The sequence below is a fragment of the Nocardiopsis yanglingensis genome, from assembly GCF_045809185.1.
GTDB classification, from domain to species: domain Bacteria; phylum Pseudomonadota; class Gammaproteobacteria; order Xanthomonadales; family Xanthomonadaceae; genus Stenotrophomonas; species Stenotrophomonas yanglingensis.
Genome location: NZ_JBJNRH010000022.1, coordinates 18,211 through 28,833 on the forward strand (window position 1 = coordinate 18,211; position 10,623 = coordinate 28,833).

10 protein-coding genes are annotated in these 10,623 nt (G+C 66.8%); 6 read left to right on the top strand and 4 right to left on the bottom strand.

The annotated features are described in order from the left end of the window. Window positions 1-4: 4 nt before the first annotated feature. Window positions 5-676 carry a DUF7716 domain-containing protein gene (locus ACJ7C5_RS19930; protein ID WP_412704875.1) on the bottom strand — a complete coding sequence of 224 codons (672 nt, stop codon included), beginning with the start codon at window positions 674-676 and terminating at the stop codon, window positions 5-7. Further along, entirely contained in the window at window positions 673-2,091 is a 1,419-nt protein-coding gene (locus tag ACJ7C5_RS19935) for an MFS transporter (protein ID WP_412704876.1), read from the bottom strand. The genes ACJ7C5_RS19930 and ACJ7C5_RS19935 overlap by 4 nt, the downstream gene beginning before the upstream one ends. Before the next feature lie 90 nt (window positions 2,092-2,181). Between ACJ7C5_RS19935 and ACJ7C5_RS19940 the strand changes: the two genes are divergently transcribed. Beyond that, window positions 2,182-3,081 (top strand): LysR family transcriptional regulator, encoded by a 900-nt coding sequence (locus tag ACJ7C5_RS19940; RefSeq protein ID WP_412704877.1) that lies wholly within the window; start codon window positions 2,182-2,184, stop codon window positions 3,079-3,081. Between the two features lie 208 nt (window positions 3,082-3,289). Here ACJ7C5_RS19940 and pip read toward each other — a convergent pair whose 3' ends face one another. Both pip and prmC read right to left on the bottom strand, forming a co-directional pair. After that, a complete protein-coding gene (gene pip, locus ACJ7C5_RS19945) occupies window positions 3,290-4,231 on the bottom strand; it encodes a prolyl aminopeptidase (protein ID WP_014646006.1) in 942 nt (313 codons plus the stop codon). Window positions 4,232-4,279: 48 nt separating this feature from the next. After that, complete coding sequence (gene prmC / locus ACJ7C5_RS19950) at window positions 4,280-5,137, bottom strand: peptide chain release factor N(5)-glutamine methyltransferase (protein WP_412704878.1); 858 nt, start codon at window positions 5,135-5,137, stop codon at window positions 4,280-4,282. Between the two features lie 352 nt (window positions 5,138-5,489). Between prmC and ahpC the strand changes: the two genes are divergently transcribed. The 5 genes from ahpC to ACJ7C5_RS19975 all read left to right on the top strand — a co-directional run bounded on the left by ahpC (window position 5,490) and on the right by ACJ7C5_RS19975 (window position 10,454). Next, window positions 5,490-6,053 carry an alkyl hydroperoxide reductase subunit C gene (gene ahpC, locus ACJ7C5_RS19955; protein WP_014036055.1) on the top strand — a complete coding sequence of 188 codons (564 nt, stop codon included), beginning with the start codon at window positions 5,490-5,492 and terminating at the stop codon, window positions 6,051-6,053. Between the two features lie 225 nt (window positions 6,054-6,278). Then, a complete protein-coding gene (gene ahpF / locus ACJ7C5_RS19960) occupies window positions 6,279-7,871 on the top strand; it encodes an alkyl hydroperoxide reductase subunit F (protein ID WP_412704879.1) in 1,593 nt (530 codons plus the stop codon). Between the two features lie 85 nt (window positions 7,872-7,956). Beyond that, window positions 7,957-8,919 carry a LysR substrate-binding domain-containing protein gene (locus tag ACJ7C5_RS19965; protein WP_094000372.1) on the top strand — a complete coding sequence of 321 codons (963 nt, stop codon included), beginning with the start codon at window positions 7,957-7,959 and terminating at the stop codon, window positions 8,917-8,919. 123 nt (window positions 8,920-9,042) lie between these two features. Continuing rightward, on the top strand, window positions 9,043-9,447 hold the full coding sequence (gene rnk / locus ACJ7C5_RS19970; protein WP_065722817.1) for a nucleoside diphosphate kinase regulator: 405 nt from the start codon (window positions 9,043-9,045) through the stop codon (window positions 9,445-9,447). 50 nt (window positions 9,448-9,497) lie between these two features. Further along, window positions 9,498-10,454 (top strand): transaldolase, encoded by a 957-nt coding sequence (locus ACJ7C5_RS19975; RefSeq protein ID WP_412704880.1) that lies wholly within the window; start codon window positions 9,498-9,500, stop codon window positions 10,452-10,454. The last annotated feature ends 169 nt before the right edge of the window (window positions 10,455-10,623 follow it).

Below are 10,623 nucleotides of genomic sequence, written 5' to 3' on the forward strand. Positions count from 1 at the left end.
TTGTTCAACGCAGTACGGGCGCGTCCATCCACGGGAACGGCTTAAATCCGTACACCTGCACGGTCGCGCCGATGGCTTCGAATTCATCCTTGATGGCCTGCGCACGGTTGCGATCCAGGGCTTGCCCCAGCAGCAGGGGCAACGCACGGCAGCGTGCCAGCGCTTCGCCCACCGGAATCTCCAGCAGATGCGCCACGCGCTGGGCCACTGCCTTGACCTGCGCCTCCGGACACGCGACCAGCACCAGATCGAACGACGCGAAGATGCCCGCACCAATGCCGGCCTCGCGTGCCGCCGCCTGCTCCGCAGCACCCGCTTCGCCCAGGGCCTCGTCGATACCCTCGACCTGCTGGAATGCGTCGTACTCGGCGTAGTAGGCCAGCGCCTGCGCGTAGTCCTGCAGCGACGACAGCGGGCGTTGCCGCTTCTGCACATCCAGCACGTCGGCAAACGTGGCCGGCTCCAGATACGGGAACAGCCCCATCGCTGCCGAAGCGGCCGACCGCTCGCCGTCGTCATCCAGCGCTTCATCACTGGATGACGGCAACCACAACCGCGCAGCCAGCAGGTCCTCGTTGCTGGCCATCACCCAGCCGAAGGCGTTCCACACCTCGTCGTCATCGTTGCAGGCAGCGAAGGCATGCAGGGTCTGTTGCAGGTCCAGCAGTTCGATCATGCGTCGGTGCTCAGGCAGGCAGTCGCTGCCGAGTCTACCGGCGCCGGGCGCAGGCCCAGCGCGATCACCACGCCGAGCGCGGCGAACAGCGCGGCGCCGTACTGTGCATTGACCATGCCCTGCAACGCATCAGGGCTGGTTGCCGCCTGCGTTCCGCGCGCGGCGTTGGCGACCATCACCAGTACCGCCAATCCCAAGGCGCCGCCGATCTGCTGGGCGGTGGCCGCCATGCCGGACGCGACGCCTTGCTGCGGACCCGGCACGCCCTGCCCGGCCACGATCCACATCGCCGTCCAGCTCATGCCCTGGCCAACGCTGAGCACCACAATGCCCGGCAACAGCGGCCAGTAGCTGGCGCCAAGCGGCATCGCCAGCGCCACCGCGGCGATGCCGACGGCACCTGCGGCGAAGCCCCAGGCCAGCACCTGCCGTGGCGAACGGCGCCGCAGCATGCGTTCGGCAATCCGGATGCCGAAGGTGCACACCAATGTCGGCAGCAGGAAGGCCATGCCGGCCTGCAGTGGGCTCCAGCCATAGCCATCCTGGAAGTAGAGCGCCAGGAAGTAGTACTGCACGCCATAACTGCTCATGAAGGCGAAGGTCAGGCCGAGTGCCGCGCGCAGGCCGGGCAGGCGCAGCAGCGCAAACTGCATCAGCGGGTCACGGCTGCGCTTTTCGATCTGTACGAACACCGTCAACAGCACGGCTGAAAGCAGCAGGCAGATGAGCGTGGCCGGCGCCGTCCAGCCCCACTCCGGCCCTTGCACCAGGGTGGTGACCAGCAGGCTGCCGCCGGCGGTGACAGTGAGGCAACCGGCCAGATCGAATGAACGGCCCTGCACCCGTGGACCATCGGCCGGCAGCCATGTACCGGCAGCGACCGCGCAAGCGGTGGCCAGCGGCACGATCACCGCCAGCACCGCCGGCCAGCCGAACGCCTGGGTCAATACGCCACCCAGCAGCGTGCCCAGCGCCAGGCCCACCGCGCTGGCCATGCTCCAGATCGCCAGTGCGCGGTTGCGCACCGGGCCTTCGGCGTACAGCGTGTTGATCAGCGCCAGCGTGGCCGGGAACAGCAGGGCCGCACCGACGCCCTGCGCGGCGCGCGCGATGATCAACAAGGTGGCATTCGGCGCCAGCGCACCGAGCAGCGACGCCAGTGCGAACAGCAGCATGCCCAGCCGGTAGAAACGGCGGCGGCCGATCAGGTCGGCGGCACGGCCTCCCAGCAGCAGGCTGCCGCCGAAGGCGACGGTGTAGGCACTGACCACCCATTGCAGCTGCTGCGCATTGATCTGCAGCGCGCGCCCCATGTCGTGCAGGGCGACGAAGATGATGGTGGCGTCCAGGGCGATGATCAGCTGTGCGGTGGCCAGCAGGGTCAGCGCCCAGCGCGGGTATTTGAGGGGAGGCATCGGCGGATTGGATCGGTGGGGGAGCGCAGTCTCATTGATGCGACTGAATCAATAAACCCCCTGCCCGCCATTTCTGTCATGATTTTCCGCATGAATGCAGCCTCGATGGACCTCAATGCGGTGCGCATGCTGGTGCAGGTGGCCGAAGCGCGCAGTTTCACCGTGGCTGCCGGCCAGCTGGGCCTGAGCCAGTCCGGCCTGTCCCGCGCGATCGGGCGGCTGGAAGTATCGCTGGGGGTGAAGCTGCTGCAGCGGAACACCCGCAACGTGGCACTGACCCCGGATGGCCGCCAATTCGTCGAACAGGTGTCGCCGCTGCTGGCCGGCCTGGACGATGCCGAGCGGCAACTGGCCGACCGCCCGTGCACGCCCTCGGGCACGTTGAAGATCAGTGCGCCGTCGATGTTCGGGCGCAAGGTGCTGGTGCCGATGCTGGCGCCGTTGCTGCAACAGCATCCGCAGCTGCAGGTGGAAGCGGTGCTCAGCGACCGCCTGGTCGATCTGGTCGAGGAAGGCTTCGATGCCGCGCTGCGCACCGGCGTCATCGCCGACCAGCGCATCGTCGCGCGGCCCTTGCGGCCGCTGCGCTGGGTGACGGTGGCCAGCCCCGCCTATCTGGCCCGCTGTGGCGCACCGGACGATGTGGCCGCGCTGCAGGATCATGCCTGCCTCGCGGTGCGCAACCTGCGCAGTGGCCGGCTGGTGGACTGGCAGTTCCTGCAGGACGGGCAACTGCGTGAGTTCACGCCCCCGACGCGGATGGTGTTCGACAGCGGCGATCCGCTGGTGGAAGCGGCCATCGCCGGCATCGGCATCGTGCAGGTAATGGATTTCGCCGTGGCCGACGCGCTGGCTGACGGCCGCCTGCAGCGCGTGCTGCAGCCGTTTGAAGGTCGCAGCCGTGCACTGTCACTGATCTATCCACCGTCGCGCCAGCATTCGCCGAAGCTGCAGGTGCTGGCCGACGCCTTGCTGGCCGGGGATTGGTAGCGCCGGCCGCTGGCCGGCGTCTGCATGAATCCAAGCATTTCAGGTTTGCCGGCCAGCGGCCGGCACTACCAGGCTGCGGTAGATCCGCGCCATGCGTGGATGGAGGATTCACCGCAGGAGCAGCCAGGCATGGCCTGGCTCTACTGAGTAGATCCACGCCATGCGTGGATGAGGGCCGATAGCGCCGGGCATGGCCCGGCGTTACCGATCAGGCGAAGCTATCGGTGGCGCGCACCAGTGCGTCCACGTTCTCCGCTTCGAACGCCGAGTGGCCCGAGGCCGGGGTGATTTCCAGCTTCGCCTTCGGCCACACCTTGGTCAGGTCCCAGGCGTTGGCCAGCGGGCAGACCACGTCGTAGCGGCCGTGCACGATCACGCCCGGAATATCGGCGATGCGGTGCGCGTCGCGCAGCAGCTGGTCTTCCACTTCGAAGAAGCCGCCGTTGACGAAGTAGTGGTTCTCGATGCGGGCGAACGCCAGCGCGAAGTGCGGGTCTTCGTGGCTGTTGATGAAGTCGTCATCGACGTGCAGGAAGCTGGTCGCGCCTTCCCACACCGCCCACGCCTTGGCCGCTTCCAGGCGGGTGGTTTCGTCGTCGCTGGTCAGGCGGCGGTGGAAGGCCGAGATCAGGTCATGACGCTCCACCGACGGGATCGGCTTGAGGTAATGCTCCCACGCATCCGGGAACAGGCGGTTGGCGCCTTCCTGGTAGAACCATTCCAGCTCCCAGCGGCGCAGCATGAAGATGCCGCGCAGGACCAGTTCGGTCACGCGCTGCGGGTGGGTTTCGGCATAGGCCAGTGCCAGGGTCGACCCCCAGCTGCCGCCGAACACCTGCCAGCGATCAACCTTGAGGTGCTCGCGCAGCTTCTCGATATCGGCGACGAGGTCCCAGGTGGTGTTGTCCACCAGGTCCGCGTGCGGCGTGGAACGGCCGGCACCGCGCTGGTCGAACAGGATGATGCGGTACTTGGACGGGTCGTGGAACTGGCGCATCTTGTCGCTGCAGCCGCCGCCCGGGCCACCGTGCAGCATCACCACCGGCTTGCCATCCGGGTTGCCGCACTGTTCGAAGTACAGCGTGTGGCGGTCGTCGACCTTCAGGGTGCCGACGTCGTAGGGGGTGATGGCGGGGTACAGCGTACGCATGCTTGCAGCTCCAGGGTGATGCCCTGCCGGGGCAGGAGAACCTCCATTCTAGGCCGGACGCCGGCCCAGGGTGATGCGGTCGCGCTGCTCCAGGTCCTGCACGGTCTGCACCTCCGCAAAACCCGCCGCGTCGAACAGCGCGCGGATCGCCGCGCCCTGGTCCCAACCGTGCTCGATCAGCAGCCAACCGCCGGGCAGCAGGTGGGCCTGGCCACCGTCGACGATGCGGCGGATGTCATCCAGCCCGTCCACGCCGGAGGCCAGCGCGGTGGCCGGTTCGAAGCGCAGGTCGCCCTGTGCCAGGTGCGGATCGTCGCTGGCGATGTACGGCGGATTGCTGGCAATCAGGTCGAAGCGTGCCCCCTGTAGAGGCGCATACCAGTCGTGCCCGCCCTCGGCGAAGCGGACGTTGCGCAGTTCATGGCGGGCGGCATTGCGCGCGGCCACGGCCAGCGCACCCGGGCTGGCATCGGTGGCCAGCACCTGCGCCTGCGGCCGTTCGCTGGCCAGCGCCAGAGCGATCGCACCGCTGCCAGTGCCGAGGTCGGCCAGTTGCAGCGCCTGGTCTGATGGCAGGCGCTCCAGCGTCAGCTCGACCAGCAGTTCGGTTTCCGGCCGCGGGATCAGCGTGGCCGGGTCGACCTCCAGGTCCAGCGTCCAGAATCCGCGGCGGCCGGTCAGGTAGGCCACTGGCTCACCGGTTACGCGGCGGGCCAGCAATGCCTCGAAGGCGGCCTGATCATTGGCGTCCAGCGGATCGGTGGCATGGGCGAACAGCCAGCTGCGCGGCCGGTCCAGCACGTGCAGCAGCAGCAGTTCGGCCTCATGGCGGGCTTCGACGCCGCCGAGTCGGGCACTGGCCTCGGCCACGATCTGGCGGAGGGTGGGTTCGGGTTGCAGAGACATTCCGCAATTGTAGAGCCGAGCCCATGCTCGGCGGCTCCACCCGCAGCCGAGCATGGGCTCGGCTCTACAAAAGCTGCAATCCGTTCAGGTTCTGGCGGAGGGAATAAGGAGGGGCTATCTTCTGGCGGAGGGAATAAGGAGGGGCTATCGGCCACATTCTGCGCCTCCGGGAGCTTTCCCTTGTCACACAGGCAGTTGCAGGATGAGGGCGGCAAGGTTCAGTGCCGGCTCACGGGCTTTTGATATACTCCATCTATCAAATAGATGCAATCAATGGATTGTTCTTATCGCGAGCGAATCGGTAACCTAGGTCCTGTCGATTCACCCACTCCCCTTCACCAGAGGAAAAATGATGTCCCTCATCAACACCCAGATCCAGCCGTTCGAAGCCAACGCTTACCACAATGGCGAGTTCATCAAGGTTTCCGACAACAGCCTGAAGGGCCAGTGGTCCGTCCTGATCTTCATGCCGGCCGCCTTCACCTTCAACTGCCCGACCGAGATCGAAGACGCCGCTGACCACTACGCCGAGTTCAAGAAGGCCGGCGCCGAGGTCTACATCGTCACCACCGACACCCACTTCTCGCACAAGGTGTGGCACGAAACCTCGCCGGCCGTCGGCAAGGCCCAGTTCCCGCTGGTCGGCGACCCGACCCACCAGCTGACCCGCGCCTTCGGCGTGCACATTGAAGAAGAAGGCCTGGCCCTGCGCGGCACCTTCATCATCAACCCGGAAGGCGTGATCAAGACCCTGGAGATCCACTCCAACGAGATCGCCCGTGACGTCGCCGAGACCCTGCGCAAGCTGAAGGCTGCCCAGTTCACCGCCGCCAACCCGAACCAGGTCTGCCCGGCCAAGTGGAAGGAAGGCGAGAAGACCCTGACCCCGTCGCTGGACCTGGTCGGCAAGATCTAAAGCAGTACCGGCCTGCCGTGGCCCCACGCCACGGCGCGCCTTTCATCCCCGTGCCGGTCCCCCCGCCGGCGTGGGGGTGAACCCAAGACAGCCAACGCACGCCAGCCTTGGCCAGCCAGCCCCTTCCACGGTCGCTGTCTTGGGTTCACCCCTACCCCCTGCTGGTCCGCTACCTTCTACAGCGGTGCCACGCCCCCTGTTTGCCTGAAGCCAGGAGAAGACCCGATGTTGGACGCCAACCTGCAGTCGCAGCTGAAGACCTATCTGGAGCGCGTGACCCGCCCGATCCAGATCACCGCGCACGCCGACGACGGCGCCAAGTCGCAGGAAATGCTGGAACTGCTGCAGACCCTGGACAGCCTGTCGGACAGGATCTCGCTGCAGGTGCTGCGCGATGGCCAGGGCCGCGTGCCGTCCTTCGATCTGGGCACCCCGGGCCAGGACATCCACCTGACCTTCGCAGGCCTGCCGATGGGCCACGAGTTCACCTCGCTGGTGCTGGCCCTGCTGCAGGTCGGCGGCCACCCGTCCAAGGCCACCGCCGAGCTGATCGAGCAGGTGCAGAACCTGGAAGGCGACTACAGGTTCGAAACCTACTTCTCGCTGTCCTGCCAGAACTGCCCGGACGTGGTGCAGGCGCTGAACCTGGCCGCGGTGCTCAACCCGCGCATCCAGCACGTGGCCATCGACGGCGCCCTGTTCCAGGACGAAGTCGAGAAGCGCGAGATCATGTCGGTGCCGACCGTGTACCTCAACGGTGAAGTCTTCGACCAGGGTCGCATGACCCTCGAGCAGATCGTGGCCAAGCTGGACACCAATGCCAGCAAGCGCGATGCCGAGAAGATCGCCGCCAAGGACGCCTTCGACGTGCTGGTGGTGGGCGGTGGCCCGGCCGGCGCCGCAGCGGCGATCTACGCCGCGCGCAAGGGCATCCGCACCGGCATCGCCGCCGAGCGTTTCGGTGGCCAGGTGCTGGACACCATGGCGATCGAGAACTTCATTTCGGTGAAGGAGACCGAGGGCCCGAAGCTGGCCACCGCGCTGGAACAGCACGTGCGCGAGTACGAGGTGGACATCATGAACCTGCAGCGCGCCAGCGCGCTGGTGCCGGCCGGTGAAGACGGCCTGGTGCAGGTGCAGCTGGAAAACGGCGCGGTACTGAAGTCGCGTTCGGTGATCCTGTCCACCGGCGCACGCTGGCGCCAGATGAACGTGCCGGGCGAAGACCAGTACCGCAACAAGGGCGTGGCCTACTGCCCGCACTGCGATGGCCCGTTGTTCAAGGGCAAGCGCGTGGCGGTGATCGGCGGCGGCAACTCCGGCGTGGAGGCAGCCATCGATCTGGCTGGCATCGTGTCGCATGTAACCCTGCTGGAATTCGATTCCAGCCTGCGCGCCGATGAAGTACTGCAGAAGAAGCTGCGCAGCCTGGCCAATGTCACCGTGCTGACCAGCGCACAGACCACCGAAGTGCTGGGCGACGGCAGCCGTGTCACCGGCCTGGTCTACAAGGACCGCGTCGGCGGCGACGCCCACCGCGTCGAGCTGGAAGGCATCTTCGTGCAGATCGGCCTGCTGCCCAACACCGAGTGGCTGAAGGACACCGTGGCGCTGTCGCCGCGTGGCGAGGTGGTCATCGATGATCGCGGCCAGACCAATCTGCCGGGCGTGTTCGCCGCTGGCGATTGCACGACGGTACCCTACAAGCAGATCATCATTGCCATGGGTGCCGGTTCGACCGCCGCATTGAGTGCGTTCGACCACCTGATCCGCTCGTCGGTGAGCAGCAGCAGTGGTGCTGTTGCTGAAGCTGCCTGATCCATCGTTCCCAGATCACCGGGAACATTGTCTGCCTGTCGGGTAACCATGCCGTCAGCCGGTCCGTTACCCCTGGGGTGTAAGGATGAACCTACGTGATCTGAAGTACCTGGTAGCCCTGGCCGACCACAAGCATTTCGGCCGGGCTGCCGCCTCCTGCTTTGTCAGCCAACCCACGCTGTCCACGCAGATCCGCAAGCTGGAAGAAGAGCTGGGCCTGCCGCTGGTGGAACGCGCACCGCGCAAGGTGATGCTGACCCCGGCCGGCCAGGAAGCGGCGGCACGGGCGCGGGTGATCGTGTCCGAAGTGGAACAGCTGAAGGAAGCGGCACGACGCAGCCGCGATCCGGAAGCCGGTACGGTGCGCCTGGGGATCTTCCCGACCCTCGGCCCGTACCTGCTGCCGCATGTGATTCCGCGCATCCGCGATCGCTTCCCGGAGCTGGAACTGCTGCTGGTCGAGGAAAAGAGCGATGTGCTGCTGGACCGCCTGCGCGAAGGCAAGCTCGACGCTGCGCTGTTGGCCCTGCCGGTGATCGACGACCAGCTGCATGCCGAGTTCCTGTTCGAGGAACCGTTCCTGCTGGCCGTATCCGGGCGCCATCCGCTGGCCCGCCGCGAACACCTGGACGTGCAGGAACTGGCCACGCAGAAGCTGCTGCTGCTGGAAGACGGGCATTGCCTGCGCGATCAGGCACTGGAAGTCTGCCGCCTGTTCGGCGCCAACGAGAAGTCCGAGTTCCGCGCCACCAGCCTGGAAACGCTGCGGCAGATGGTCGCTGCCGACGTCGGCATCACCCTGCTGCCGAGCCTGTCGGTGCAGCCGCCGGTGCCGCGCTCGAACAACATCCGCCTGCTCGACTTCACCGGCGAGGGCCGTCCCAGCCGCCGCATCGCCATGATCTGGCGGCGCAGCTCGGCCATGAACGACTTCCTGATGGAGCTGGCCGACCAGTTCAAGCGCCTGCCGCAGGCGCTGTTTACCCTGGAAGCGCTCAATGCCGCCAGCGATGCACCGGCGCTGCCCGGCCCCGCGCTGAACGGCTGAACCCCCGCAGCACCGGCCTGGAATCGGCAGGAGTCGATTCCGGCCGCATTTGTCCCCACAATACAGACAGGCGGCGCCAGCAGGTGCCGCCTTTTGCATGGCTTTCAACCAAGGAGCTTCACCATGAACACCGCCAGCGGCCTGCCGCCGTCGATCACCGTTTCTACCTTCGACATGGACCGCCTGGACGCCATGCTCGAATCCCCTGCGCTGAGCCAGACGCCTGCCGCGCTCGCGCTTGCTGAAGAACTCAACCGTGCCACCGTGCTGGCACCGGACCAGATTCCCGAAGGCATCGTCATGATGCATTCGCGCGTGGAGTGCGAAGATGAAGTGTCGGGCGAGAAGCACGTCCTGACCCTGGTCTTCCCCCGCGAAGCCAACGTCGATGAAGGCAAGGTTTCCGTGCTGGCCCCGGTCGGCAGTGCCCTGCTCGGCCTTTCGATCGGCCAGAGCATCGACTGGAATGCGCCCGGCGGCCGCAAGCTGCGCCTGCGCGTGACCGCGGTCCACAACGACCGCCCCTGATTACCGCTGCGCACCGCGCGCGATTCGATCCCCCTGCACCAGGAGCCGTAATGAGTACCCCGTCCAAACTGTCCCAGCTGCGCGAACTGTCCGTGGTCGTTGCCGATACCGGTGACTACGAGGCAATCAAGCGCCTGCAGCCGGTGGACTGCACCACCAACCCGACCCTGGTGAAGAAGGCGCTGGACCTGCCGGTCTATGCCGAGTTGATCGAACGCGAACTGGCCTGGGGCCGCCAGCAGAGTGGCGACCGCGAAGCGGTGGTGCACGCCGTGGCCGACCGCCTGACCATCGGCGTCGGCGCGCTGCTGAGCACGCTGGTGCCGGGCCGCGTGTCCACCGAAGTGGATGCCGACCAGGCCCACGACACCGCTGCCACCGTGGCCAAGGCCCGCCAGTTCATCCAGATGTACGCCGATGCCGGCGTGCCGCGCGAGAAGATCCTGATCAAGATCGCCGCGACCTGGGAAGGTGTGGAGGCCGCGCGCATCCTGCAGGCCGAGGGTATCGACTGCAATCTGACCCTGATCTTCAACCCGACCCAGGCGCTGGCCTGCAGCGAAGCCGGTGCGTTCCTGATCTCGCCGTTCGTGGGCCGCATCCTGGACTGGTACGTGGCCAACGGCCAGACCCCGGCCAGCATCGATGAAGACCCGGGCGTCGTGTTCGTGCGCGGCGTGTACGCCGAATTCAAGCGCCGCGGTTCGCCGACGGTGGTGATGGGCGCCTCGTTCCGTTCGACTGCGCAGATCGAAGCGCTGGCCGGCTGCGACCGCCTGACGATTTCGCCGGACCTGCTGGAGAAGCTGGACGCCGACCACGGCGAGCTGCCGCGCAAGCTGGTGGCCGGTGCGGCCGATGGCGCGGCGGTGACCCCGATCGATGCGGCGAAGTTCGCGGCGGATCTGGCGGCCGATCCGATGGCGACCGAGAAGCTGGCGACCGGTATCGATGCGTTTGCCAAGGATCTGGAAGCGCTGCGCGAGCGCATTCGTTCGGCACTGTGAGGATTTCGGCCAACGGCTGAGCCCCTCGTGGCGGGGGGTTGGTCGCGTTGAAGCAAGAGCGAAAGCCGCGCTGGGCCGGGCGGGTTGGGTTCGCGGGAGACGCCGTGAATCCGTCCCTGGAGGCTTGGCCGCCGCATCCATGCGGCGGACACTCCCGCGAACCCAACCC